At 71.0% G+C, this 24,100-nt stretch carries 22 protein-coding genes, 3 tRNA genes and 1 pseudogene; 16 read left to right on the top strand and 10 right to left on the bottom strand.

The features are described 5' to 3' along the window. Positions 1–15: 15 nt before the first annotated feature. The 8 genes from lpdA (at position 16) to ispG (ending at position 10,432) form a co-directional block, all read left to right on the top strand. Positions 16–1,818 (top strand): dihydrolipoyl dehydrogenase, encoded by a 1,803-nt coding sequence (gene lpdA / locus VMR06_RS08495; protein ID WP_325375152.1) that lies wholly within the window; start codon positions 16–18, stop codon positions 1,816–1,818. A 242-nt stretch (positions 1,819–2,060) separates the two neighbouring features. Further along, complete coding sequence (locus tag VMR06_RS08490) at positions 2,061–4,067, top strand: hypothetical protein (RefSeq protein WP_325375149.1); 2,007 nt, start codon at positions 2,061–2,063, stop codon at positions 4,065–4,067. A 115-nt stretch (positions 4,068–4,182) separates the two neighbouring features. Further along, positions 4,183–5,130 (top strand): hypothetical protein, encoded by a 948-nt coding sequence (locus VMR06_RS08485; protein ID WP_325375146.1) that lies wholly within the window; start codon positions 4,183–4,185, stop codon positions 5,128–5,130. A 15-nt stretch (positions 5,131–5,145) separates the two neighbouring features. Continuing rightward, positions 5,146–5,484, top strand: a complete 339-nt coding sequence (locus VMR06_RS08480; RefSeq protein ID WP_325375141.1) for a hypothetical protein — start codon at positions 5,146–5,148, stop codon at positions 5,482–5,484. Then, on the top strand, positions 5,481–6,797 hold the full coding sequence (locus VMR06_RS08475; RefSeq protein ID WP_325375138.1) for an ectonucleotide pyrophosphatase/phosphodiesterase: 1,317 nt from the start codon (positions 5,481–5,483) through the stop codon (positions 6,795–6,797). The genes VMR06_RS08480 and VMR06_RS08475 overlap by 4 nt, the downstream gene beginning before the upstream one ends. A gap of 90 nt (positions 6,798–6,887) precedes the next feature. After that, positions 6,888–8,588: a hypothetical protein gene (locus VMR06_RS08470; RefSeq protein WP_325375134.1), complete on the top strand. Its 1,701-nt coding sequence runs from the start codon at positions 6,888–6,890 to the stop codon at positions 8,586–8,588. 296 nt (positions 8,589–8,884) lie between these two features. After that, a tRNA-Val gene (locus VMR06_RS08465) sits at positions 8,885–8,959 on the top strand. 219 nt (positions 8,960–9,178) lie between these two features. Next, positions 9,179–10,432, top strand: a complete 1,254-nt coding sequence (ispG, locus tag VMR06_RS08460; RefSeq protein WP_325375130.1) for a flavodoxin-dependent (E)-4-hydroxy-3-methylbut-2-enyl-diphosphate synthase — start codon at positions 9,179–9,181, stop codon at positions 10,430–10,432. A gap of 206 nt (positions 10,433–10,638) precedes the next feature. On the opposite strand, the gene VMR06_RS08455 is transcribed toward ispG, so the two are convergent. Next, positions 10,639–11,559, bottom strand: coding sequence for a DMT family transporter (locus VMR06_RS08455; RefSeq protein ID WP_325375128.1), 921 nt, complete (start codon positions 11,557–11,559; stop codon positions 10,639–10,641). A gap of 289 nt (positions 11,560–11,848) precedes the next feature. Between VMR06_RS08455 and kdsB the strand changes: the two genes are divergently transcribed. The 8 genes from kdsB to VMR06_RS08415 all read left to right on the top strand — a co-directional run bounded on the left by kdsB (position 11,849) and on the right by VMR06_RS08415 (position 18,730). Further along, positions 11,849–12,628: a 3-deoxy-manno-octulosonate cytidylyltransferase gene (gene kdsB / locus VMR06_RS08450; RefSeq protein ID WP_325375125.1), complete on the top strand. Its 780-nt coding sequence runs from the start codon at positions 11,849–11,851 to the stop codon at positions 12,626–12,628. Then, complete coding sequence (locus VMR06_RS08445) at positions 12,625–13,101, top strand: low molecular weight protein-tyrosine-phosphatase (protein WP_325375122.1); 477 nt, start codon at positions 12,625–12,627, stop codon at positions 13,099–13,101. The genes kdsB and VMR06_RS08445 overlap by 4 nt, the downstream gene beginning before the upstream one ends. Next, positions 13,098–14,525: a redoxin family protein gene (locus tag VMR06_RS08440; RefSeq protein ID WP_325375119.1), complete on the top strand. Its 1,428-nt coding sequence runs from the start codon at positions 13,098–13,100 to the stop codon at positions 14,523–14,525. Before VMR06_RS08445 ends, VMR06_RS08440 begins: the two co-directional genes overlap by 4 nt. Positions 14,526–14,553: 28 nt before the next feature. Continuing rightward, on the top strand, positions 14,554–16,380 hold the full coding sequence (gene uvrC / locus VMR06_RS08435; protein WP_325375116.1) for an excinuclease ABC subunit UvrC: 1,827 nt from the start codon (positions 14,554–14,556) through the stop codon (positions 16,378–16,380). Positions 16,381–16,392: 12 nt separating this feature from the next. Next, entirely contained in the window at positions 16,393–16,983 is a 591-nt protein-coding gene (pgsA, locus tag VMR06_RS08430) for a CDP-diacylglycerol--glycerol-3-phosphate 3-phosphatidyltransferase (RefSeq protein ID WP_325375113.1), read from the top strand. A 231-nt stretch (positions 16,984–17,214) separates the two neighbouring features. Then, positions 17,215–17,290: transfer RNA gene (locus VMR06_RS08425), tRNA-Gly, on the top strand. A 96-nt stretch (positions 17,291–17,386) separates the two neighbouring features. Continuing rightward, positions 17,387–17,460 (top strand) — tRNA-Cys (locus VMR06_RS08420). Positions 17,461–17,617: 157 nt separating this feature from the next. After that, complete coding sequence (locus VMR06_RS08415; protein WP_325375109.1) at positions 17,618–18,730, top strand: site-specific integrase; 1,113 nt, start codon at positions 17,618–17,620, stop codon at positions 18,728–18,730. Here the strand turns inward: VMR06_RS08415 and VMR06_RS08410 are convergent. The 9 genes and pseudogenes from VMR06_RS08410 to VMR06_RS08370 all read right to left on the bottom strand — a co-directional run. Next, positions 18,685–18,987, bottom strand: a complete 303-nt coding sequence (locus VMR06_RS08410) for a hypothetical protein (RefSeq protein WP_325375105.1) — start codon at positions 18,985–18,987, stop codon at positions 18,685–18,687. The genes VMR06_RS08415 and VMR06_RS08410 overlap by 46 nt on opposite strands. Positions 18,988–19,005: 18 nt before the next feature. Continuing rightward, positions 19,006–19,311 carry a hypothetical protein gene (locus VMR06_RS08405; RefSeq protein WP_325375103.1) on the bottom strand — a complete coding sequence of 102 codons (306 nt, stop codon included), beginning with the start codon at positions 19,309–19,311 and terminating at the stop codon, positions 19,006–19,008. Then, complete coding sequence (locus VMR06_RS08400) at positions 19,308–19,571, bottom strand: hypothetical protein (protein ID WP_325375101.1); 264 nt, start codon at positions 19,569–19,571, stop codon at positions 19,308–19,310. Before VMR06_RS08400 ends, VMR06_RS08405 begins: the two co-directional genes overlap by 4 nt. Continuing rightward, positions 19,561–19,812 carry a DUF7220 family protein gene (locus VMR06_RS08395; RefSeq protein ID WP_325375098.1) on the bottom strand — a complete coding sequence of 84 codons (252 nt, stop codon included), beginning with the start codon at positions 19,810–19,812 and terminating at the stop codon, positions 19,561–19,563. Before VMR06_RS08395 ends, VMR06_RS08400 begins: the two co-directional genes overlap by 11 nt. Before the next feature lie 16 nt (positions 19,813–19,828). Beyond that, positions 19,829–20,128, bottom strand: a complete 300-nt coding sequence (locus VMR06_RS08390) for a helix-turn-helix domain-containing protein (RefSeq protein WP_325375096.1) — start codon at positions 20,126–20,128, stop codon at positions 19,829–19,831. A 2-nt stretch (positions 20,129–20,130) separates the two neighbouring features. Continuing rightward, a complete protein-coding gene (locus VMR06_RS08385) occupies positions 20,131–20,844 on the bottom strand; it encodes a hypothetical protein (protein ID WP_325375094.1) in 714 nt (237 codons plus the stop codon). Next, positions 20,841–21,800, bottom strand: a complete 960-nt coding sequence (locus tag VMR06_RS08380; protein ID WP_325375093.1) for a hypothetical protein — start codon at positions 21,798–21,800, stop codon at positions 20,841–20,843. The genes VMR06_RS08385 and VMR06_RS08380 overlap by 4 nt, the downstream gene beginning before the upstream one ends. Next, positions 21,797–22,957 (bottom strand): hypothetical protein, encoded by a 1,161-nt coding sequence (locus VMR06_RS08375; protein ID WP_325375091.1) that lies wholly within the window; start codon positions 22,955–22,957, stop codon positions 21,797–21,799. The genes VMR06_RS08380 and VMR06_RS08375 overlap by 4 nt, the downstream gene beginning before the upstream one ends. Then, positions 22,954–24,100 (bottom strand): annotated as a pseudogene (locus VMR06_RS08370) (hypothetical protein); the annotation flags it as partial. The pseudogene VMR06_RS08370 and the gene VMR06_RS08375, both read right to left, overlap by 4 nt.

Raw genomic sequence — 24,100 nt, 5'->3', positions numbered from 1 at the left:
CCGACGATTCCCGACATGGCCACGACCCGCGAAATCAAAGTCCCCGACATCGGCAACTACAGCGACATCCCGGTCATCGAACTGCTGGTGCAGGTCGGCGATACGGTCAGGAAGGACCAGGGCCTGGTCACGCTGGAGTCGGACAAGGCGACGATGGAAGTCCCGGCCAGCGCGGGCGGCATCGTCAAGGAACTGCGCGTGAAGGTCGGCGACACGGTCAGCGAGGGCAGCGTGGTCGCGATCGTCGAGGAGGCCGGCGCGGATGCCTCGGCGAAACCGGCTGCCGAGGCGCCGAAACCGGCGGCGGCCGAGACGCCGAAAGCTGCCGCGCCGGCCGCATCCGCCGCTGCGGCAGCCGGCACCGCCGCGGCGCCGAAGGCGGCCGCCGCGAGCGGCCGCACGCCCGACGTCAGCTGCCAGGTCGTCGTGCTCGGTTCGGGCCCGGGCGGCTATACGGCCGCGTTCCGCGCGGCCGACCTCGGCCAGGACACGGTCCTGGTCGAGCGCTACGCCTCGCTCGGCGGCGTCTGCCTCAACGTCGGCTGCATTCCGTCCAAGGCGCTGCTGCACGCCGCGCGCGTGATCGACGAGGCCGCGCACGCGGCCGACATCGGCCTGGATTTCGGCGCGCCGAAGATCGATCTGGACAAGCTGCGCGGCCACAAGGACAAGACCGTCGGCCAGATGGTCAAGGGCCTGTCCGGCATGGCCAAGCAGCGCAAGGTCACGGTACTGCAGGGCAGCGGCCGCTTCGTCTCGCCGAACGAGCTGGAAGTGGAGGGCGCCGACGGTACCAAGCTGGTGCGCTTCGAGAAGGCGATCATCGCGGCCGGTTCGCAGGCCGTGAAGCTGCCGGGCTTCCCGTGGGACGACCCGCGCATGATGGACTCCACCGACGCGCTGGACCTCGCCGACGTGCCGAACAAGCTGCTGGTCGTCGGCGGCGGCATCATCGGCCTGGAGATGGCCTGCGTCTACGACGCGCTCGGCAGCGAGGTCACGGTCGTCGAGCTGATGGACCAGCTGATGCCCGGCGCCGACGCCGACCTCGTCAAGCCGCTGCAGCAGCGCCTGTCCAAGCGCTACGGCGGCATCCATCTGAAGGTCAAGGTGACCGGCATCGCCGCGGGCGAGCAGGGCCTGACCGCGACGTTCGAAGGCGAGGGCGCGCCGGCGCCGACCACCTACGACCGCATCCTGGTCGCGGTCGGCCGCGCGCCGAACGGCGGCAAGGTCGACGCCGACAAGGCCGGCGTGACCGTGACCGATCGCGGCTTCATTCCGGTCGACCGCCAGATGCGCACCAACGTGCCGCACATCTTCGCGATCGGCGATCTGGTCGGCCAGCCGATGCTCGCGCACAAGGCCACGCACGAGGGCAAGGTCGCCGCCGAGGTCGCGGCCGGCCAGAAGAGCGAGTTCGTCGCGCGCGTGATCCCGAGCGTGGCCTACACCGATCCGGAAATCGCCTGGGTCGGCATGACCGAGGGCGAGGCGAAGAAAGCCGGCATCGCCTACGGCGTCGGCAAGTTTCCGCACATCGCCTCGGCGCGCGCGGTCGGCATCGGCCGCACCGAAGGCTTCACGAAGCTGATCTTCGAGGAGGCCACGCACCGCCTGATCGGCGCCGGCATCGTCGCGCCGAACGCCGGCGACCTGATCGCCGAGCTGGCCCTGGCGATCGAGATGGGCTGCGAGGCGGCCGACATCGGCCTGACCGTGCATCCCCATCCGACGCTGAGCGAGTCGGTAGGCCTGGCCGCCGAGGTCTACGAAGGCACGATCACCGACCTCTACCTGCCGAAGAAGCGCAGCTGAGCGGCGCCGCGGCTCGCGGCAGGGCTGGCCGCCGCGCCGGTCCGATCGACGGCGCCGCGCCGGTCATGCGGAACGTACCAGCGGCAGGGACGATGGAGCGAAGGCTGCGCGCATGATCGGTTCGCGCAGCGCGTTGCGTCCGTGACGGGACGAGGTGAGGCCCGATTCCGGTTCGTTGCGGACCGGGCGCGCCTCACCGCCATCCTCGCGCGCCGCCGCCGGCGCGCTGCCAGGGAGTCACGATGCCGATCCCACTGTTTCCGACTGTCCGCCGCGCCGTGCCGCTCGCGGCCGGCCTGCTACTGGCGGGCGTCGCGCTGGCCGGTCCGCCGGCGCCGCGTGACGGCGACCTCGATCCGCGCTTCGGCCAGGACGGCACGGCCTTCTTGGCCTCGTCCAACCCGAACGATCGCCTGCGTCCGGCGGTCGTGCTGACCCAGCCCGACGGCAAGCTGCTGATGGCCGGTTCGCGCGATCGCTTCACTCCGAGCTCGCCGTTCGATCCGCACGTGCTCGGCCTGGTCGCCCGCGTCGATGCGGCCGGCCGTCCCGATGCCTCGTTCGGCGGCGATCCGGCCGCTCCGGGTCTCGTCGTGCTGCCGGATCTGATGCCCGGTACCGCGCAGCAGGAAGTCGAGGCGATGCAGCGGCTCGCCGACGGGTCGATCCTGCTGGCCGGCACCGCGCAGGCTTTCGGTCCGCTGACCGGTTTCGTCGTCAAGCTCGACGCTGCCGGCGCCATCGACCGCAGCTTCGGCGACGCCGGTGTCGTGCGCGTCGGCACGGCACGATTCCACGCGCTGGAGATCGACAGCCGCGGCCGGATCGTGGTCGCCGGGGAGCTGATCGGCGAGGGTGTCGTCGGTCGCGCGATCGTCGCGCGCTACACGGCCCAGGGTGTGCCGGATGCCGGCTTCGGCGACGGCCAGGGCCATGTCCTGCTCGGTACGGCGCAGCCCGAGCGCGCCGGCTATCTGCACGCGCTGCGGATACTGCCCGGCGATGCCGTGCTCGCGGCCGGCTCCTGGGCCGAGGTCGACTTCCTCGGCACCGAGTTCTGGATCCATCGTCTCGACGCCGCCGGCCGTCCCGATCCGGGTTTCGGCGACAGCGGCAGCCGCGCGTTCCGGCTGCCCGGCAGCGATTCGACGCTCAACGGCATCGGTCATCTGCTGGTCGAGCCGGACGGGCGGATCGTCTTCGCCGGTCATCACGAGACCGTTGACGGTACCGGCCTGCTGTTCGGCCGCCTGATCGCCGACGGCCGCACCGATGCGAGCTTCGGCGACGGCGTGCATCCGGGCTATCAGCAGGTCGACATCGCGCCTCAGGCCTGGAACCGCTATCCGAGCGGCCTGGTCCGGCAGAGCGACGGCCGGCTGGTCGCCAGCGCGTACTACGCGACCGGCTGGCGCTCGCAGTTCGTCGCGCTGCGCCTCGATGCCGACGGCGTGCCCGACCCGACGTTCGGCGACGGCGGCGTGGCCAGCTTCGATCTGGCCCCCGAAGGCGTCTTCAGCGACGCGACCGCGCTGACGCTGCAGGCCGGCCAGCCGGTGATCGCCGGCGCGGTGATGCGCTCGACCGAGCGGACGGTCGATCTGGCGCTGATCCGGCTGCACAACGATCGTGTGTTCACCGGCGCGTTCGACCAGGGGCCGCCTGGCCCGGAGACCGTCACGATCGGCTACGACACGCTCGCCGAAGGTTTCCGCGGTGCGGTCTTCGCGCATGCCGGCGTCGTCCACGAGGACGTCAACGGTGTCGACGGCGTCTATCCGGACGGCGTGCCGTTCACCGCCGGCGAACTCGGCAGCGAGGTCGTCGTCGAGAACGCCGCGATGCTGTTCGAGGATTTTCCGCAGATCGGCAGTGCGCCGAACCTGCTGACGTTCGGCCGGACCTTCATCGGCGGCCCCAACTTCACGATCGGCCCGCTCGCCAACCTGCGCCTGACGCTCGATGCGCCGGCGACCGGCGTCGGTGTCAATCTCGTGCACTACGAGAACGGCCCGTGGGGCGGCATCGAGGTGCGCCTGGAGGCCTACCGCGCCGATGCGCTCGTCGGCAGCGCGAGCTTCACGATCGACGGCTCGCAGCCGGGCCGCGACAACATCGCGATGCGGACGCTGACGCTCGACGGCGTCGAGTTCGACGCGCTGCGCATCAGCAGCCGGCTCGACGGCCGCTACACCGCAGCGCGGGTCATGCTCGACGATCTGCGGCTGACGCGCGCGCCGGTGCGCTGACGCGGTTGCACGCCGCCGCGGCGGCAGCAGGCGAGGTTTTCGGCGTCATCCGCATCGGCGACAATCGGCGGCCGCCGCGACGCCGGCGCAGCACGACGACGACTGCCGAATCCGCATGCACGCCGTTCCGATCGTCCCGCGACTCGCCGCCGCCGCGCTCGGTCTGGGCCTGCTGCTGGCGACCTGGCGCTGGCACATCCCGCTGATGCTGTGGGACCACCTGGATCTGGTGCCGATCTATCGTGCCTGGCAGGACGGCGCGCTCGCGCAGTCGGACTTCTGGCGCTTCCACGGCGGCCATCTGCACAGCGCCGCCTACGCGCTGCTGCTGGTGACGACCGCGCTTTCCGGCGGGCAGCCGTGGCTGGACTGTCTGGTCAGCCTGGCGCTGCTGTTCGCCTACGCCGCGCTGGTACTGGCGATCGCGCGCGACAGTCTGGCCGCGACCGCGCCGCGCACGTGGTGGCTGGTGGTCGGCTTCGCGCTGTATCCGGGGCATCTGGCCAATCTGCAATGGGGCTGGCAGGTCGCGGTGTTCCTGTGCCTGCTCGGCGTCGCGGTCGCGATCCGTGCCTTGAGTGCCGGCAGTCTGAACGGGCGGCGCCAGGCGATCGCGCTGGCCGGTGCGGCGATCGCCTATATGAGCTTCGCGACCGCGATCGCGCTGATTCCGGCTGCGCTGACCGTGATCGCCCTGCGCGGCGAGCTGTCCTGGCGGCAGCGCCTTGCGCATGCGGCGCCGTGGCTGGTCGCGGCCGCCGCGGTCGCGCTGCAGTATCGGCTGGCCGGACCGACCGGCAGCGCCGGCGCCGCGCCCGGCGTCGCGCTGCACTACCTGCTGAACTTCCTCGGCGCCGGCATCGCGCGCTTCGCGACCGATCTGGCGCCGCTGGCCGGTGCGGCCGGTCTGGTCAGCGGCCTGGTCGCGATGGTGCGCACGCGCGACCGCCGCGCCAGCCTGCCGTGGTGCGGCCTGTTCGTGTTCGGCCTGGTCGCCGCCGCGCTCGCGGCCGCCGGACGCGCCGGCGACTACGGCGCCGATCAGGCGTTCTCGAGCCGCTAGGTCAGCTTCTCGTCGGTGTTCTGGCTCGGCTGGGCCGGCCTCGTCGCGCTGGCACTGCCGCTGCGCGAGGGCGTGCCGCGCCGGCTCGGTACGATCGCCTGGGCTGCCGTCGCGGTGCTGGCCGCGATCAATGCCGTGCACCTGGGCAAGCGCGCCGCGCAACTCGCGGCGCAGACGCAGCGGATCGCCGAGACGATCCGCACGACGCATCCGGACGTCGACACGGCCCTGTTGCGCGAAATCTACTTCGACGAGGCCGCCGTCGCCGCCGAGCGGCTCTCGGCCTTGCGCGCGCTCGGCTTCGCGCCGTTCAGCGGCCTGCCGGCCGAGCACGCTGCGGGCGTGCAGCGATGAGCCCGCGCCTGCGCCGCGGCTGCGCAAGGATGCTCCGCTGCGGCGTGCTGCTGGCGCTGCTGGCCGCACTGCTCGGTGCCTGTGCCGCGATCCGCGGCCCCGAAGCCGCGCCTTCCGATCCGGTGATCCTGGTCTCGCTCGACGGGTTCCGGCCGGCCGATCTTCGCCGCGGCCTGACGCCGGCGCTGGACCGCCTGCTGATCGAGGGCGCGCATGCGGCCTCGATGCAGCCCTCGTTCCCGTCGCTGACGTTTCCGAACCACTACACCCTGGTCACCGGCCTGCGGCCCGATCGCAACGGCGTCATCCACAACACGATGACCGATCCGGATCTGCCCGGGCAGCGCTTCGCGACGTCCAATCGGGCCGCGGTGCAGGATGCGCGCTGGTGGGCGCAGGCCGAGCCGATCTGGACGCGCGTGCAGCGCTCCGGGCGGCGCGCCGCGACGATGTACTGGCCGGGGTCCGAAGCGCCGGTGCACGGCGCTTATCCGGATGACTGGGCCGCGTTCGACCCGGAGGTGACGCCCGAGCAGCGCGTCGACACCGTGCTCGGCTGGCTCGACCGGCCCGCCGCGCGGCGGCCGGTGTTCATATCGCTGTACTTCGAGCACGTCGACAAGGCCGCGCATCACGACGGTCCGGATTCGCCGCAGGCCGCCGCGGCGGTGCGCCGCGTCGATGCCGCGATCGCGCGCCTGGTCGCCGGCATCGCCGCGCGCGGCCTCGACGACCGCGTCCATCTGCTGATCGTCTCCGATCACGGCATGGCGACCGTGGTGCCGGGACAGGTGACGTATCTGGAGGATCTGATCGACGAGGCCGACGCCGACATCGTGACCACCGGCGTGCTGGCCGGCCTGCGTCCGCAGCCGGGGCGCAGCGCCGCGGTGGAGCGTGCGCTGCTCGGCCGCCATGCGCACATGGAGTGCTGGCGCAAGCAGGCATTGCCGGCGCGCTTCCGCTACGGCACGCACCGGCGCGTGCCGCCGCTGCTGTGCCTGGCCGACGAAGGCTGGGTCGTGTCGACGCGGGCGCGGATGGCGGCGCTGGCACACGTCTCGCGCGGCGAGCACGGCTACGATCCGGCACTGCCGAGCATGCAGGCGATCTTCATCGCCCGCGGCCCGGCCTTCGTCCCGGGCGCGCAGGTGCCGCCGATCGACAACGTCGACGTCTACCCGCTGCTGGCGCATCTGCTCGGCCTCGTGCCCGGGCCGCACGACGGCAGTCTGCAGCCGCTACGTCCGCTGCTGAAACCGGACCGGGCACCGCCGCCGGTTGCACCGGTGCAGCCCCTGCCCTTAAGGTGATGCGCGGACGACCGTCCTGCCTGGGCGGGCGCCGATCGGCGGCACGCGCACCTGCGGCCGCCGCCACGAAACGGATCGGGACGACGGCGCGTGAGTGAGGCGTATCGGCAGCTGGTGCGGACGATTCCCGAGCGGCACGCGCCGCCGGCGGGCGCCGCGCTCGACCCGCGCGCGCTGCGCAACTGGCTGGCCGGCCTGCCGCTGGCCAGCGTCGCGTCGACCTCGCGCCAGGTCGTCGAGCGCCTGCAGCAGATGAACCAGCAGCGCGCCGCCGCGCTCGAACGGCTCGACGCGCTCGAGGCGATCCGGCCGGTCGCGCAGCAGCTGATCGACATGATCGAGCAGCAGACGGCCGCCGCGGCGCTGCCGCTGCAGCCGCAAAGGGCGGAGCTCGCCGCGCGCGTGGAGGAGATCCATCAGGCGCTCGCGCTCGGCTACCTGGAGGCGCTCTACGACGCCTGCGCACCGGCAGGCACCGTGCCGATGCTCAAGGGCGGCCGCGTCGCGCTGGCCGGACTGCGCGCGCTGCAGCACGGCGGCGAGCGCCTGCAGCGCGCCTATGCGGCGTATCGCGTACCGGCCTCCGGCGCCTGGCAGCTGATGCACGGCGTACACCGGTTCCTGGCCTCGGTGAAGCTCGACGAGCGCGGCGCCGACGAGGGCGCCCACGTCGCGCTGCGCAGTCCGCGCCTGGTCTACCAGCACGCGCTGCTGCTGGCGCTGGCCAATCCGTATCGCTATTCGCGGCGCGAGCTGCCGGCCGTGGTCGCGCTGACGCGTGCCCTGGCCTCGTATTGCGATCTGCGCGACGGCGAGGTCGAGGGCCTGCGCACGGTCGACATGCTCGGCGATCGCGAGCCCGGCCATGCCGCCGACGATGGCGAGCGCGGCCGGCAGGCGCGCATCGCGATCGATCCGGCACGGCTGCTCGCCTACGTCGAGAGCTGCATCGTCGCGCTGCCGCCGGGCGCGCACCGAGTCGCGCTGCGCGCGCCGGCCGGGCCCAGCGTCGAGGTCGACATCGACGTCGTGCGCCGCATGGTCGTCAGCCTCGCCGACAGCAGCGCGCGCGACCACGCACGCATGCCCGGCGGCCAGCCGCTCGACGCCGTGATCGGCCTGCACGACCTGCATCGCGCGCTGGCCGGCGGCCTGGACTTCGACAGCTTCCTGCAGGACGCGCTCGGCATCGCCGTCGCCAGCCACGACCGGCCGGCGGCCTGGACGCAGGGCGGCGCCGATCTGCTGCGCGTGCTGCCCGGTGCCGCGCGCGTGCTCGACCAGAGCGCGGCCGGCTATCGCCTGTGCTGGAACCACGGCGCCGACAGCGACCTGGTGCGCATGAAGGTCGGCGACGCGATCGGCCTCAGTCTGCCCGCGCCGGCGGCCGACCAGGCCGACTGGATGGTCGGCGTGGTGCGCTGGATGCGCATCGACGACGGCGGCCGCGTCGAGGCCGGCGTCGAACTGCTCGCACGGCGCGCCCTGCCGGTCGCGGTGCGCAGCCTCGACGGCGGCGCCCAGGGCCGGCCGCCGCTGCGCGGCATCCTGCTCGAATCGCTGCAGCCCGAGCACGGCAGCGGCTACACCTCGCTGCTGACGCCGGTTCTGCTCGACCGCGCGCCGGAGCGGCTCGAGCTGTCGGTGCCGACCGACCCCTGGGCCTGGTGGATCCCCGCCGGCACGCGGCAGGTGCACGGTCCCGGCGTGATCGACCGCACCGGCTCGCATCTGCACCTGGCGCTGCCGCCGGCCGAGGCGGTCGAGCAGGAGACCTCGGCCGCCGCCTGAGTGCGCCGCGCCGGATCGAGGCCGATGCGCGGGGCGGCGGCCGGTCGCGCCACCCGCTGCAGCGTCACGCGCCGCAGCGCCGTCTTCGGATCGGCGACGGCTGCGATCTCCCAATCGCTGACCGGCCGGAGCGCCGACGCACCCGGGTGTGACAGAACCGCCGCGCGAAGCCCGCGCAATCCCGATCGGCAGTGCCATCCTCGCGCCCGCACGCGGCGTCACGCTCCGATTTCAGGTCGTGGCCGACGAAGGCTTGTACCGCCGGCCGGAGTTCGCTACAGTTCGCGCCCCTTTTGGGGCGGTTAGCTCAGCGGTAGAGCACTACCTTGACATGGTAGGGGTCACAGGTTCGATCCCTGTACCGCCCACCACTTCGGAAGAAGACGGCGCGAACCACCCGGTTCGCGCCGTTTTTCGTTGCAGGTCCGTCATGCCGTCGCCGGATCGCGCACGGGGCCGATTCGGCACCGTACTTCGTTGCGCGCCCCCGGCGCGAGGGGACAGCGCCTGGCATCCCGGGTAGACTGCGCACCCGCGTCCGCCGGCCGGCCCGTCCCCGCCGGGCGCCGCCATTGCCCGCACGCGATCCCATGAGCACCGAGCCCACGCCCACTCCCGCCTCCGGTCCCGCCGGACGCCGTCCCAGCGTTGCCGTGCGCGTCGGCTCGGTCCAGGTCGGCGGCGACGCGCCGGTCATCGTGCAGTCGATGACCAATACCGACACCACCGACGTCGTCGGCACCGCCAAGCAGATCGCCGAGCTGGCACGTGCCGGCTCGGAGCTGGTGCGGCTGACCGTCAACACGCTCGAGGCCGCCGCGGCGGTGCCGCGGATCCGCGACCGCCTGGCGATGATGGGCTGCGCGGTGCCGCTGATCGGCGATTTCCACTACAACGGCCACCAGCTGCTCGAGCGCGAGCCGGCCTGCGCCGAGGCGCTGGCCAAGTACCGCATCAATCCCGGCAATGTCGGCTTCGGCAAGAAGAAGGACACGCAGTTCGCCGCGATCATCGAGGCGGCGCTGCGCTACGGCAAGCCGGTCCGGATCGGCGCCAACTGGGGCTCGATCGACCAGTCCCTGGTCGCCGCGCAGATGGACGAGAACAGCCGCCGCGACGTGCCGTGGGACGCCGCGCGCGTGGCGCGCGAGGCGTTGATCCGTTCGGCGCTCGACTCGGCCGCGCGCGCCGAGGAACTGGGCCTGCCGCGCGAGCGCATTCTGCTCTCGTGCAAGGTCTCCGGCGTGCAGGAGCTGATCGCGGTCTATCGCGACCTCGGCGCGCGCTGCGACTACGCGCTGCATCTGGGCCTGACCGAGGCCGGCATGGGCTCCAAGGGCATCGTCGCCTCGACCGCGGCGCTCGCGGTACTGCTGCAGGAAGGCATCGGCGACACGATCCGCATCTCGCTGACGCCGGAGCCGGGCGAATCGCGCACGCGCGAGGTCATCGTCGCGCAGGAACTGCTGCAGACGATGGGCCTGCGCGCGTTCACGCCGCTGGTGACGGCCTGCCCGGGCTGTGGCCGCACGACCAGCACGTTCTTCCAGGAGCTGGCGCGGACCGTGCAGGACCACGTGCGCGCGAAGATGCCCGAGTGGCGCATCCGGTACGACGGCGTCGAGAACATGACGCTGGCAGTGATGGGCTGCGTCGTCAACGGGCCGGGCGAGTCGCGCTACGCGAACATCGGCATCTCGCTGCCCGGTACCGGCGAGGCACCGTCCGCGCCGGTCTTCATCGACGGCGAGAAGGCGATGACGCTGCGCGGCGAGACGATCGCGCAGGAATTCGTCGGCGTCATCGACGACTACGTCGCACGCCGCTACGCGCCGCGCAGCTGAGCGCGGGGGCACCCGGCTTCAGCTTCGTTCGGTTCACGCAGGCGGCGTCCAGCCCGGCCGCGACGGCCTCGTGCATAGCGGCAGACTGCGCTGTCGGCATCCCACGGTGCTGCGATCCGGCATCCACGATTCCCGCCTGAGCCGGCTTCGATCGCCTGTGCAGGGGGCGCGCTCGTCCTGCGGCCGGCGCCGCGATCGGCCGCCGCTCAGGCCTGCGGTTCGGAGCGCACGACGACCGGCTCCTCGCGGCGCTGGCGTGCCAGCGAGGCCTCGCGCCGCGCGATGTAGAGGCTGGCGCCGATGATGATCGCCGCGCCGAGCGCGGTGTAGCGGTCGACCTGCTCGCCGAACAGCGCCCAGGCCAGCACCGCGACGACCAGCAGCTGCAGATAGCTCAGCGGTGCCAGCAGCGAGGCGTCGGCCAGCTTCAGCGCGCGCGTCCAGCAGTAGTGGCCGCCGGTGCCGAGCGCGCCGGCCGCGACCAGCCACGGCCAGATGCCGGCCTGTGGCCACTGCCAGACCGTCAGCGCCGGGCCGAGCGACAGCGGTACCCAAAGCATCGTCGTCAGCAGCACGATGCGGTCCGGCGGCTCCGAGCGCGACAGGAACTTGATGCTGATCGTGACCATGCCGCTCATCGCCGCGGCGAGGATCGCGACCAGGCTGTCGACCGCGAAGCTCTCGCCGTTCGGCCGCATGATGACCAGCACGCCGACGAAGCCGGCGACCACCGCGCTCCAGCGGCGCAGCCGCACCACCTCGCCGAGGAACAGCACGGCGCCGATCGTCACGAACAGCGGCGTCGAATACGACAGCGCGATCGCCTGCGCCAGCGGCAGGTGCACCATCGCCCAGAAGCCGGCCAGCATCGACAGCATGCCGATCAGGCAACGCGCGACGTAGAAGCCCAGCTTGTCGGTGCGCAGGATGCCGATGCCGTGCACGCGCAGCAGCGGCAGCGCGAACAGCGCGCCGAACAGGCAGCGGAAGAACGCGATCTCGAACGGATGCAGCTGCGCGGACGCGTAGCGGATCGACACCGCCATCAGGCCGAACAGGCAGGCGCTGGCGGCCATCAGCAGCGCCGCGCGCAATGGCAGCGGCGAGGTCGGGGCAGGGGTGTTCACGTGAGGATCGGTGCGGCAGCGGGCGGGGAGCGCGCGGTATGGTAGCGGCCGGTGCGGTCCGGGTCAGGTGCGCAGGGCGGCGCCGGTCGGGCGGCGTTCACGCGGACGGACTGTCGCTCCCGGTTCGGGTCGATTACGCTGCGGGGGTCGCAAGGGGGCGACGGCGGTATCGCTGCGTCGCGACGCAGCGCAATCGCGGCCGGCCGTCGCGCCGGCAGCCGATGACGGACGCCGCCGGCCCCTGCCGATCGTGTTTCCCGCTCTTTGTCCGGAGTGTCGGTCTTCGCACATGGAATCCCAGTCCGTTCCGTTCGTCGTCGCGATTCCCGCCCGCTACGCCTCGACCCGCCTGCCGGGCAAGCCGCTGCTGCCGATCGGCGGCGTGCCGATGATCGTGCACGTCGCGCGGCGCGCGCTGGCCGCCGGCGCGGCCGAGGTCGTCGTCGCGACCGACGCGCCGCGCATCGCCGAGGCGCTGGCCGGCAGCGGCGTCGAGGTCGTGATGACCGATGCCGGCCATGCCTCGGGCAGCGACCGCCTCGCCGAGTGCGCGACGCGGCGCGCCTGGCCGGACGAGACGATCGTCGTCAATCTGCAGGGCGACGAGCCGCTGGCGCCGGCCAGCGGCATCCGCGCGGTCGCCACGACGCTGGCCGCCGGCGCCGCGCCGATGGCGACGCTGGCGACGCCGATCGGATCGGTCGAGGAGCTGTTCGACCCCAACTGCGTCAAGCTGGTGCGCGGCGCCGACGGCCGCGCGCTGTACTTCAGCCGCGCGCCGCTGCCGTGGCCGCGCGATGCGTTCGCGGCGGACCGCACCCGTCTGCCCGACGGCGTGCCGTTCCTGCGCCACATCGGCATCTACGCCTATCGCGCCGGCTTCCTGCGCGCGTTCGCGCGGCTCGCGCGCACGCCGCTCGAACAGGCCGAGTCGCTGGAGCAGCTGCGCGCGCTCGAGCACGGCCACGCGATCGCGGTCGGCATCGCGCCGGAGCCGTTCCCGCCCGGCGTCGACACGCCGGAGGATCTGGCTCGCGCCGAGCGGCTGCTGGCCGGAGCGGCGCGGTGACGCGCGTCCTGTTCGTCTGCATGGGCAACATCTGCCGTTCGCCGACGGTGGAGGCGGTCGCGCGTGTCGAGCTGGCGCGCGCCGGCCTTGCCGCGACGGTCGCCTCGGCCGGCACCGAGGACTACCACGTCGGCGCACCGGCCGACCGCCGCGCGGTCGCGGTCGCCGAGGCGGCCGGCTATCCGATGGCGGCGCATCGCGCACGTCAGGTCGGCGCGGCCGACTTCGCCGACTACGACCACGTGCTGGGGATGGACACGATCAATCTGCGCGCGCTCGAGCGCGTCTGCCCGGCCGCCTCGCGCGATCGCGTCGCGCTGTTCCTGCCGTTCGCGGGCTTCGATGCGCACCGCGATGTGCCCGATCCGTACTACGGCTCGCAACGCGATTTCGAGCAGGTGCTGCGCCTCGCGCGCGAGGGCGTCGCGGCACTGGCCGAGCGGCTGCGGCGCGAGGACGGATCGCGCCGATGAGCCCGATCCGTCCACAGGCGCCCGAGCTGCCGTCCGGCCTGGCCTGGGTCAATACCGACGATCCGCCGCGGCTGGCGACGCTGCGCGGCCGCGTCGTGCTGGTCTGGTTCTGGACCGGCGACAGCACGCAGTGCGCGGCGATGGTGCCGGACCTGGCGGCGCTGCAGGCGCGCCACCACGACGGGCTTTGCGTGATCGGCATCCACTGCCCCAAGTACGCCGCGCAATGCGCGCCCGCTGCGGTGCGGCGCGCGGTCAATCGCCTGCGCATCGAGCATCCGGTCGCCAGCGACCCAGCCTTCGCGGTCTGGCGCGACTACGGCGTCAGCGCCTGGCCGACCGTCGCGGTCATCGACGCCGAAGGGCGGCTGGCCGCGCGCGTGGCCGGCGCCGGTTCAATGGATCCGCTCGACGATCTGGTCGCCGCGCTGCTCGACGAGGCGGCCGGACACGGCCTGCGCGTGTTCGAGAGCGCGCTGCCGGCGATCCGTCCCGAGCCGCGCGCGAGCCTGCGCTTCCCCGGCAAGCTGCTGGCGACCGAGCGCCTGCTCTACGTCGCCGACAGCGGCCACGACCGCGTGCTCGAATGCGATCACCACGGCCGCGTGCTGCGCTGCTTCGGCTCGGGCCACGCCGGCTTCGCCGACGGCAGCGGCGAGGACACCGCGTTCAGCGATCCGCAGGGACTGGCCCTGCACCGCGACCAGCTCTACGTTGCCGACCGCGGCAACCACGCGGTGCGCAGCGTCGATCTCGCCGACGGCGGCATCCGCACGCTGCTCGGCACCGGCGTGCCCGGCTACCGGCGCCCGCGCGACAGCGACCTGCACGGTCTGGCGGCCTGCGCGCCGGCCGATCTGGCGATCGTCGGCGACCATCTCTACGTCGCGATGGCCGGCCTCAACCAGATCTGGCAGGTGGACCTGATCGGCCGCCGCGCCGGCGTGCTCGCCGGCAGCGGCGCGCTCGACCGGATCGACGGCGCCGGCGTGCAGGCCGCGCTGGCCCAGCCGAGCGGCCTGGCGGTCAGCGCCGGCCAGCTGGTCGTCGCCGACGCGGCCGCCTCGGCGGTGCGCCTGGTGCGGCTCGCCGACGGCCGCGTGACGACCGTGGTCGGCGCCGGCCTCTACCAGTTCGGCGATGCGGTCGGCCCCTGCGCGGCCGCGCGGCTGCAGCATCCGCTGGCGGTCGCGGCCGGGCCGCGCGGCTCGGTATTCGTCGCCGACACCTACAACGACGCGATCAAGCTGATCAACCTCGCCGCGGCCAAGGTGCACCGGCCCGGCATCGGCTACCGGCTGAACGAGCCCTCGGGGCTGTCGGTCGCCGCCGGCGCGTTGTGGATCGCCAATACCGGCGGCCACGAGATCGTGCGCGTGGACCTGACCGACGGATCGGCCCGGCGCGTCGGCGTGGCGGACTGAACGCGCCGTTGCGGACTAAAATGGGCCGATGATCCCACCCGAGGACCGCGCCGGCTTCGACGGCAAGGTATACGTCAGCACGCTCAGCGGCGCACCCGGCGTCTACCGCATGTTCGACGCCGCCGGCGACCTGCTCTACGTCGGCAAGGCCGGCAACCTGCGCAAGCGCGTCGGCAGCTACTTCCTGAAGCCGCGGCTGGAACCGCGCATCGCCTCGATGGTCTCGCAGATCGCGCGCATCGAGGTCACGCTGACGCGCACCGAGGCCGAGGCCCTGCTGCTCGAATCGCAGCTGATCAAGTCGCTCAAGCCGCGCTACAACATCCTGCTGCGCGACGACAAGAGCTACCCGTACATCCATCTGACCGCCGGCGAATGGCCGCGCCTGGCGTTCCACCGCGGTGCGCGCAACGAGGGCGGCCGCTATTTCGGGCCGTATCCAAGTGCCGCCGCAGTGCGCGAGAGCATCGGCCTGCTGCAAAAGCTCTTTCGGCTGCGCAACTGCGAGGACAGCTATTTCCGCAACCGCTCGCGGCCGTGCCTGCAGCACCAGATCGGCCGCTGCACGGCGCCGTGCGTCGGCCTGGTCGAAGCGGCCGACTACCAGGACAGCGTGCGCCACGCGACGCTGTTCCTCGAAGGGCGCTCCAAGCTGGTCCAGGACGAGCTGGTCGCGACGATGGAACGTGCCAGCGCGGCGCTCGCGTTCGAGCGCGCCGCGGCCGTGCGCGACCGGATCACCGCCTTGCAGCGCATCCAGGCGCGCCATTACGTGCAGGGCGCCAGCGCCGACATGGACGTGATCGCCTGCGCGATCCGCAACGGCATCGCCTGCATCAGCGTGCTGTTCTTCCGCAACGGCGTCAGCCTGGGCTCGCGCGACTTCTTTCCGCGGCTCGGCGGCGATGCCGAGCCGCCGGCGGTGATCGCCTCGTTCATCGTGCAGTACTACCTGGAGCGGCCGCTGCCCGAGGAACTGATCGTCAGCCATCTGCCCGAGGAGGCCGAGCTGATCGCCGAGGCGCTCGGCGGGCAGGCCGGACACGCGGTCGAAATCAAGGCGCGCGTGCGCGCCGAGCGCGCGCGCTTCCTCGAGCTCGCGCTCAAGAACGCGCAGGCCGCGCTCGATGCGCGCCTGGCCAGCCGGCAGACGCTGGCGACGCGGTTCGAGGCGCTGCGCGACCTGCTCGGCCTCGAGGAGACGCCACGCCGCATCGAGTGCTTCGACATCAGCCACACGATGGGCGAGGCCACCGTCGCCTCGTGCGTCGTGTTCGGCCCCGAGGGCGCCGAGAAGTCGCAGTACCGGCGCTTCAACATCACCGGCATCACGCCCGGCGACGACTACGCGGCGATGGGTCAGGCCCTGCTGCGGCGCTACCGGCGCATCCGCGACGGCGAGGGCGTGCTGCCGGACGTGCTGTTGATCGACGGCGGCAAAGGCCAGGTGCGCCAGGCGCTGGACGTGCTGGCCGAACTCGGCGTCGAAGGGCTCAACGTGGTCGGCGTCGCCAAAGGCGAGGCGCGCCGCGCCGGCGAGGAAACCTTGATCTTGGGCGACACAGGCCGCACCCTCTGGCCCGGGCCCGAATCGCCGGCCTCGCATCTGATCCAGGCGGTCCGCGACGAGGCGCATCGTTTCGCGATCACCGGCCATCGCGGCCGCCGCGAGAAGGCGCGCGAGGCGAGCACGCTGGAGGAGATCGCCGGCATCGGGGCCAAGCGCCGCGCGGCGCTGCTCAAGCACTTCGGCGGCCGGACCGGACTCGCGGCGGCCGGCGTGGAGGAAATCATGCAGGTCAAAGGCATCCACCGCGACCTGGCCGAACGCATCTACGCCGTGTTCCACGGCTGAGGGACCCGCTCCATGACCTTGACCGTGCCGACGATCCTCACGCTGTTCCGCATCGTGCTGCTGCCGGTCATCATCGTCGTCTTCTATCTGCCCGAATACTTCCCGCGCACCGCCACCTGGTCGAACATCGCCGCGGCCGGCGTGTTCGTGCTGGCGGCGCTGACCGACTGGCTCGACGGCTGGATCGCGCGTCGCTACGACTTGACCTCGGCGTTCGGCGCGTTCCTCGACCCGGTCGCCGACAAACTGATGGTCGCGGTGGCGCTGTTCCTGCTGGTGCAGCAGAACCCGACGCCGCTGATGGCGGTCGCCAGCGCGATCATCGTCGGCCGCGAGATCAGCATCTCGGCGCTGCGCGAATGGATGGCCGAGATCGGCCAGCGCGCCAAGGTCGGCGTGGCCTGGATCGGCAAGCTCAAGACGACGATGCAGATCGTCGCGATCGTGGTCTGCCTGCATCAGCGCGACGTGCCCGAACTGCGCCTGTACCGCATCGGCGAGGCGCTGCTGGTGGTGGCGGCGGTGCTGACGATCTGGTCCGCGCTGATCTACGTGCGCGCGGCCTGGCCGGCGCTGCGCGACAACGACAGCGGCCGCGTCTGAGCGGCGGCCGGGAAGCGGGCCCGTCCGGCTCCTCGATCGAACGCTGAGCGTAGCTCGCGGCCGTTCTCCCTGGACAGCCGCTCGCGCGATCGATTCCGCGGCGGTTCCTTTCCGGATCGCGCCGGCGGCCGTTCACCGACCGCCTGCCAGCGGCTCGGCGAAAGATTTTTCATGCGATCGCGGCAGTTTCTGTTGACACTCTCACGCCATTCCGTAATATGCGCGTCCCGGGCGGGAATAGCTCAGTTGGTAGAGCACGACCTTGCCAAGGTCGGGGTCGCGAGTTCGAGTCTCGTTTCCCGCTCCAGGCTTTCCACCAAAACCTCGGCCCGCCGAGGTTTTGTTGTTTAAGGGGCCGGCGCCGTCCGCGGCGTTTTCCCTCAGGATGTGGTGTCGCGCCATCGGCCTGATGGCAGAGTGGTCATGCAGCGGCCTGCAAAGCCGTGTACGCCGGTTCGATTCCGACTCAGGCCTCCAAGAAATTCAAACACTTAGCCCGCCGATGCGGGCTTTTTGTTGCGTGAAATCCCGGCTTTCCCGGGTTAAATCCAGTGCCTGACACGCGTTTTCGTGTGTCAAACTCAGTGATAGTGGTACTGTTTGCCGTGTACGCGAGTTTCGCTGGGGAGCGAGCATGGCGACGAAACGGCTGCGCAACGGATCTTGGTACTACGTGGTGCGTCGCGCGCTGTTGCCGCGGCCGCTCTATCTGACGTTTCGCGACCAGGCCGAGGGAGACGAGTACGTGCGCCGCCTCGAGGCGCAGCTCGATCGCGGACTGATCCCGCATGAGCTGATTGAGGCCGAGGCGGCGGCCACGCTGCGCAGCCACGTCGTCCGATACATGCGCGAGCAGCACGTCAGCGCCGGCGATCAGGCGTGCCTCAACATCGTGGTCGCGCGGTTGCCGTCGACGCTCGAGCTCAAGGCGCTGACGTTCGCGTGGGCGCAGTCGTGGATCACGCGGATGAAGCGCGAGGACAACCTCTCGCCCGTGACGATCCGGCACCACGTCGGCGCGCTCGCGCGATGCCTCGACTGGCTGGCCGCGAGCGGCGACGTGCCGTTCAACCCGCTGCGATCGCTACCGAAAGGGTATGCCGTCTACACGGCCGAGGACACCCGCCAGGCGATCGCCAACGACGGCCAAGCCAAGACCGCCAAGGAGCGCGATCGACGTCTCGAGCCGGGCGAGGAGGCACGGATCCGCGAGATCCTCGCCGGCGAGAAGCCGGAGGGCCGTCAGCGCGCGCTGGCGCTGCCAGAGGCTGCGGCGCTGACGGCCATGTTCGACCTGGCACTCGAGTCGGGGATGCGCATGCGCGAGATGTTCACGCTCGACGTGCGCCAGGTCGACCTGGCTCGCCGAACGATCTTCCTCGATCGAACCAAAAACGGCAGCAAGCGGCAGGTGCCGTTGACGAGCGTCGCGCGCAAGGTGCTGACCAAGTACCTGCGCAAGCATCCCGGTGGCCAGCTGTTTCCGTGGTGGGACGGCAAGCCGCAGGCGAAATCTCTCGCGCGCACGACGTCGCAGCTGTCGCGTCAGTACAAGAGGATATTCCTCGCGGCCGGCTGTGAGGACCTCAATTTCCACGACCTGCGGCACGAGGCGACGAGCCGGCTGTTTGAGCGCACACAGCTGAGCGAAATGGAGATCGCCAAGATCACCGGGCACAAGGACCTTCGGTCGCTCGCGCGCTATGCCAACCTGCGCGGCTCGAAGCTGGCCGCGCGTCTTTGGTAGGCACGTGATGGCGCTGTCGTGCGGCGCGCGAGCTCGACGAGCCAGGCGGCGAATGCCGGCGGCGTTGCTTCGCGCTCGGCCTTGCGCAGTTGCGGCCGGTATCCGGGCATGCCGGCGCGCAGGCCACGCCACGGCGACACGACGTAGGCAGGCTCATCGATGCGGATCGGTAGCGGCGGTATGTCGCGCGGATCGCAGCCGACGATGTAGAGCGCTGTGCGCTTTTCCGCGCGGTGCCCCCACCAATCCTGATCCACGACCAATGTCCAGCCGCCCTAGGCATCGCGCTTCCCAGGCGCCGGCAAGCGCATCACCGGCCACAGCTTCGACGCTACGGGGTGTTCCAGCACGCCGCCATTGCGGCGGATGTGCAGTACCGACCATATCGCGAGTTTGCGCTCGCCGTATCTCGGCTTTGCGAAGTAGCTCAACCGTCCCCACGCCCGGCACGGCGGATGCGCAATGATCGGCGCGCCGCCGCGGTACGTCAGCGCATTGCGCTCGGCGTCGTAGACATCGCAACCGGGCATGGTCTTGTAGATGCTATCGGCCCGGGCGAAAAGGACGGCGACGTCGGTCACGCGCCGCGGCGCGCGAACATCTGCCGGTGCCGGTGGCGGCGATAGTCGTGCTGCGTCGCGCGGCGGATGAAGTCTGCGAGAGCTTCATCGAGCGCCCAGCCCCGACTCGGCACGACACAGCCTCGGAAGTCGACTCTCAGGTTGGTCTCGATATCCGGATACTCGCGGAGCATGCGGATCAATTTGCCGCGGATGCGCGCACCGTCGAGCGTCACGCTCCCGGCACGCTGGATCGCCGCCTGCAGTTTGTTATTGCGCATTGCCGCCTCCAATGACCCGCGCGGCGCGCCGGGCAGCAAGACGATTGAAAGCGCGTCGCACCGCGTAGCCGCGCAGCACGGATAACACGGTGTAGATGCACGTGATGCCGAAGGCAGGGCCTGCGGTGACCGCATGGCCGAAGAGAGGGAGCACGATCAGTGTCGCGCACCAGGAAACGACGAAGCCGATCGCCGTCGAAACTGCGGTCTCGAGTAGGGATCCGGAACGTGACTGACGCACTAGGGAACCTCCGTGGTTAGAGTAGGCGACGCTCGTTGGCGTCGAGATCCGGCTTCGGCATGCCGCGGCGCGTGCGGCGCGCGCGGGGCGAAGCCACCGCGCGATCCGCCGGCAGAACGCCATGTCGGCGCTCCTCGGCCTGGCGGCGCGCGGTCTCGTGGATCCATGCGTCGAGGTCGCTGCGCAGGAAGAGGGTGTGCTTCTGGTTGAGCGAAACCCCGGGTACAAGGCCCTGCTCGAACAGGGCCTGCATCGCTTCGTAGCCGAGCTTGAGATAGCGGGCGGCCTCGGTGAGGTTGAGAGTTTCGGGAGCCATGCTTACGCCTCCGACCGAAACCCGATGACCCAGGTCCACGGGTTGGCGTCCCACGAGCCGGGGCCGTGGATCGATGTCCACAGCTCGCGCCACGCATCGAATGGATCGACCCAGTTCTTGGGGTGCGGCTCGTCCCGAAGCGCGCTGTAGTAGTGCTCGCCGTCACCGTGATGGATTCGATTGATGCCCTCGGCGAGATACCGGCTCTCGAAACCGGTCTCACCTTCGCCGTCCTGCACCCGCTCGACGCGCACGTCTGTGACCTCGAGCAGGATGCGGCTTGCCCAGCGGGGCATGGCGATGGGAGAGCGCCAGCGCGGTGGCGTGTGGCCATCCTCTGAGAAGTCGCGTCGCCATTGCTCCGCAAGATCCCGGCTTGGCGCAGCCACACGCTCTTCGGCCGAGTCCGCACGATAGATGACGGACACTCGTGGGCCAGCGGCATCGTCCGCATCGTGTTCGTAGCCCGGCATCCAGATCTCGCGACCGAACAGCCGATCGCCTGGCTTGCCGTAGGGGCAGTGCGCGCGGCCGCTGTCGAAGTCAATCTTGATGGCGTCGCCGGCCAGATCGGTATCAGCAAGGCGGATACGGTAGGGCCTGCCCTCATACGGGTCGAAGATCAGGTCCTTGACGGGCCGCCGCAGCTGCGTCTGCCTCCCGTCCAGAATTCCGGGCACCTCGTGCCTGCGCAGATTGATGGGGCGCTCGGTCATTGCGGCGCACCTCCGCGCACGGCGAGCAGCGCACGGCGAGCACGCTTTCCGCCGTCTGCCGCTAGCGTCTCTCGGCATGCGTCCCCGGAAGTTCCGAGCCGTCGGCAGCCCTCGACTAGTCCCGCGTACCACTCCATCGTGGCGGTCAGCTCGGTGATGGCCGCATCCCGGGCGCGGCGCTCGGTTGCCACCGGCAGCGCCGATCCGGCCGGCTTCGCTGCCTGCTTCTCCCGGATCTGGTCGATCTTGATCCAGATGCGGACCAGTTCCGCTTCTCCAGCCGCGTGCATGTTGCATCCAGTGGCAAGGCAGAGAGCGGCAAGCGTCACCATCACCCCGCCGACCTCCTGTTCCGGCCCACCCTTCGGGCGCCCGTAGACGTAATCGACCAGCGCATGCGCGCGCTCGGCTGAATGTCCGAGCGACTGAGTCAACTCGATCGCTTCCTCGACGAACCGATCGCAGCGTTCGACGACATCGGACGCGATCGCATCGCCGAAGCACGCCGCCATCCACGGCGCCACGCGCGACTGGAACGATGCGACCGCATCGCGCGCCCGGCGCGCGATCAGCTCGTCCAGTATCGCGATGACGCTGGGGTCACCGCCTTGCCGCCGGTCCACCCACTCAGAGTCGTGGTAGTGGCCGCCTGGTCCGTATTCGCTTGGCGTGCCGGGAGGCGCATTGCTCCAGCGCCCCGGCGCATCCATGCTGTATCCGGGGCGCTCTGGATTGTCCACCCTCCCGCCACAAGCCCAGCGGGTTGGCTGACCGCCACCGATCGCGGCAATCGACAGCTCTCCGCCGCACACGCGGCAAGGGGGGACGATCGTGGGCCTATACCGCTCGCGCAGCGCCTCGAGATCCACCGGCTTCTGAAGCATGCTGGCGGCCTCTTCAAGAGAGAGTCCGCGCGCAGCTCGCGCGGCCTTGACCATTTCGCCGAGCGCGCTCATCGCGTCAGCCTCCGAGTCGGCACGCAGTAGTGCGACACGCTGCCGTCGTAGCGCTTGATCGACTCGCGCGTGACGATCTCGGCACCGCACGCGCAACAGCCGAGGCCGAGCAGCGCGAGCACGACATCGGCCTGCAGCTCCTCGCCCGGCTTGTAGGGGATCGGTGGCCCGAACAGCGGCTCGCCGCTGCTTCCGTCCGCGCGATGTGGCAGCGCGAGGACCGGCCGAGCGAACCAGGCGACCGCCTCGCTGTCTTCCGTGTCGAAGATCGTGACGAGGCGCCATCCTTGACCGGCCGGCGGCTGCGGATCGAACCAAAGCACGTTCTCGGCATCGAACGGCATCTCCTCGCTCACGGAATGGATATCGAACCCAAGGCCATCAAGAAGTGCACGGAACCTTGAGCCGTCGATTTCGTCGTCGTCGTGACCGATAACGAGCGACAGGTCAGGGTGCGTCACCAGGCCGAACTCGTCTCGAGCGGGAAGCCGCGCCGGATCGAACCACTCATCGATCGGGAGCGGTCCGGTCGAAGCCTCGAGGATCGCCTCGCCCCGGTCGTGCAGGAACATGCAGAAGTTGGCGACATCGCGCGGGTCGCCCTTCTCCACAGACTGCCGCAGCAGGTTTGAAAGGTGCTCCTGGGTGCAGTCAGCCTTGTCGTCCCATCCGCCGCGTCCCTTCGCGCGCGCGGCCGCAAGCTTGTCCTTCATCGCGCGCGCGAACCGGTCGACTGCGAGATCGTCCGAGTGCACGTCGGAGCGCCGCGCGTCGTACCACCGCCGGATCTCGTCCGCGATCGCCTGCGGGTCGCAGATGCTGCCGCCCGGCACGCACGCCTCGAGCATCTGCTCGACGTCGACGTCCACCGTCGGCGGTGTGTAGTAGTACGGGATCGCGCGGAGCGGGCGACTGCCGTTGATTTCGCGCCCGCCTCCGTCGGTGCGAATCACTTCGCCGTCGGCCGTGGCGTAGACGTAGTGATGGCCGTCCGGCGCGACGCGGGCCGCGACTGCCGCCGCGCGATCGACCATGCTCAGCGGGAACCAGCTCGGCGCCTGGCGGCGCTCCGGCGTCATGTCGCAGTCGAGTACGACGCGGCCGGTCGACGGGTGCCACCACGCGATGGCGACGACGGTGGGGTTCGAGGGCATCATGCCTTGCCTCCCTTCTTCGCGGGCTTCTTCGCGGCCGGCGGGGCGGATTTCTTGGCGGCCGGCTTGGTCGCCGTCTTGACCGCCTTCGCGGCCTTGGGCTTGGCCGGCGTCTTGCTCGAGTTGCCGACCGCCTTGCCCTTCTTCGCGGCGGGCTTTGTCGCGCCAGCCCGCGCGCCCGATCCGTTGCTGTTGACCGGCGCCTTCGCCTTGGCGTTGGGCTTGAGAGTCGGCGTGACGTTGTCCGCCGGGACGCGCGGCGACGCGAAGCGCATCAGCTTCGGCAGCCAGCGCGAGTTGGCGACCATCTGCTCCGCGGATTCGGCCGCCTCCGCCTTCTTAAGTCCGGACAGCCGCGACAGTGAGAGGTCGCCGGCGAGCTCGCCGACGAGCTCCTCGAGCGCGCCGCGCGGGATGTGATCGAGGAGCGTGGCGCGGGTCGGCTGCCAGTAGTCGGCGAAATCGATGCCGGCCGCGGCGACGACGGTCTTGATCGTGCGCTCACGCTCCGCGCCGTCGTCACCGGAGGTCAGCAACGTGTCGACCGACATCGCGATGCAGTCGGCGAGGAGCTGCGTAAGCCGCTCGAGCGGCTGCGCGATCAGCCAGCCGAGCAGCTCGGTCGCCGGCGGCAGCGTCTCCTGCATCGCGTTGAGCTGGTCGTTACGATCGATCCAGTGGCGCGCGCTGGCCAGCTCGCCGGCGTGCTGCTCGAGCGGCACGAGCTCCGGCGCGCGCAGGCGGAGGATCGACCACTCCCGGGTGCCGCGGTAGCAATAGTCTTTGAGCAGCGCGAACGCGAGCAGCGCGAGTGCCAGGTGCGGCCGTGCCGCCACGGCGCCCTGCAGGATGGCCGTACGATGCGCGCTGAGGCGCAGCGTCAGGCGCGCAGACAGATCCTCGACCGGCTTGCTCGTCGCCTTCGTGCCCGCCACTGTGCTCGCCCCCGCGCCCCGCCTGGGCTTGAGTGCCGCAGCGTCGTTGGGTCGCACGAGGCCCCGGTGAATAAGGAGGGCTCCTCCGGAGCCGATGGTCGCGATCGCGCCCGCCTTCGCGAGCTGCTCGGGCGACCAGCGGTGCTGGCGCGACTCGATCTCCTCGATCTCGATGTCGAGCGCTTCCATGCGGTCGGCATCCGTGTCGAGG

The organism is Dokdonella sp. (genome assembly GCF_035511235.1).
Lineage (GTDB): Bacteria > Pseudomonadota > Gammaproteobacteria > Xanthomonadales > Rhodanobacteraceae > Dokdonella.
The sequence above is the reverse complement of the archived record's forward strand: the minus strand, read 5'-3'. Positions and strand labels throughout refer to the sequence as shown.

Bases quoted from the DNA above. Each gene is read 5' to 3' on its own strand.
- VMR06_RS08400 (WP_325375101.1), bottom strand. From the start codon at position 19,571: ATGCGCAATAACAAACTGCAGGCGGCGATCCAGCGTGCCGGGAGCGTG.
- VMR06_RS08415 (WP_325375109.1), top strand. From the start codon at position 17,618: ATGGCGACGAAACGGCTGCGCAACGGATCTTGGTACTACGTGGTGCGT.
- VMR06_RS08375 (WP_325375091.1), bottom strand. From the start codon at position 22,957: ATGATGCCCTCGAACCCCACCGTCGTCGCCATCGCGTGGTGGCACCCG.
- VMR06_RS08390 (WP_325375096.1), bottom strand. From the start codon at position 20,128: ATGGCTCCCGAAACTCTCAACCTCACCGAGGCCGCCCGCTATCTCAAG.
- pgsA (WP_325375113.1), top strand. From the start codon at position 16,393: ATGACCTTGACCGTGCCGACGATCCTCACGCTGTTCCGCATCGTGCTG.
- VMR06_RS08385 (WP_325375094.1), bottom strand. From the start codon at position 20,844: ATGACCGAGCGCCCCATCAATCTGCGCAGGCACGAGGTGCCCGGAATT.
- VMR06_RS08380 (WP_325375093.1), bottom strand. From the start codon at position 21,800: ATGAGCGCGCTCGGCGAAATGGTCAAGGCCGCGCGAGCTGCGCGCGGA.
- VMR06_RS08440 (WP_325375119.1), top strand. From the start codon at position 13,098: ATGAGCCCGATCCGTCCACAGGCGCCCGAGCTGCCGTCCGGCCTGGCC.
- VMR06_RS08475 (WP_325375138.1), top strand. From the start codon at position 5,481: ATGAGCCCGCGCCTGCGCCGCGGCTGCGCAAGGATGCTCCGCTGCGGC.
- VMR06_RS08490 (WP_325375149.1), top strand. From the start codon at position 2,061: ATGCCGATCCCACTGTTTCCGACTGTCCGCCGCGCCGTGCCGCTCGCG.
- lpdA (WP_325375152.1), top strand. From the start codon at position 16: ATGGCCACGACCCGCGAAATCAAAGTCCCCGACATCGGCAACTACAGC.
- ispG (WP_325375130.1), top strand. From the start codon at position 9,179: ATGAGCACCGAGCCCACGCCCACTCCCGCCTCCGGTCCCGCCGGACGC.
- VMR06_RS08485 (WP_325375146.1), top strand. From the start codon at position 4,183: ATGCACGCCGTTCCGATCGTCCCGCGACTCGCCGCCGCCGCGCTCGGT.
- uvrC (WP_325375116.1), top strand. From the start codon at position 14,554: ATGATCCCACCCGAGGACCGCGCCGGCTTCGACGGCAAGGTATACGTC.
- kdsB (WP_325375125.1), top strand. From the start codon at position 11,849: ATGGAATCCCAGTCCGTTCCGTTCGTCGTCGCGATTCCCGCCCGCTAC.